We start from the raw sequence: 565 nt of genomic DNA on the forward strand, positions 1-565 counted from the left end.
TTCCTGAAAGCTCTGGAAATTGTATCTTCCTCAATCTTCTTTTTTCTTTGTTGCCTGTTATTATTATCGTTGGAGCTTGGATCTTCTTTATGCGACAAATGCAAAGTGGATCGCGTGGGGCAATGGGGTTTGGCAAATCAAAAGCAAAATTGCTCAATGAAGCGCAGGGGCGCGTTACCTTTCAGGATGTTGCTGGTGTTGAAGAAGCAAAACAAGATCTACAGGAAATTGTCGAATTTTTACGTGAGCCACAAAAATTTCAACGCTTAGGTGGACGTATTCCACGCGGCGTTTTGCTTGTTGGTCCTCCTGGAACTGGTAAAACCTTGCTGGCTCGCTCCGTCGCTGGTGAAGCCAATGTACCGTTCTTTACTATTTCAGGGTCCGATTTTGTCGAAATGTTCGTCGGTGTTGGGGCAAGTCGCGTGCGGGATATGTTCGAACAGGCTAAAAAAAATGCTCCCTGTATTATCTTTATCGATGAAATCGACGCTGTCGGGCGCCATCGGGGCGCCGGATTAGGAGGCGGGAACGATGAACGGGAGCAGACCTTAAACCAGTTGCT

At 47.1% G+C, this 565-nt stretch carries 1 protein-coding gene; it reads left to right on the forward strand.

The window, feature by feature from the left end; translation table 11 throughout:
- The coding region (locus ACFIO5_RS10895; RefSeq protein WP_375705412.1) for an AAA family ATPase at positions 1 to 565 on the forward strand (565 nt) is incomplete at both ends.

This window comes from Bartonella sp. AA86SXKL, from assembly GCF_042196885.1.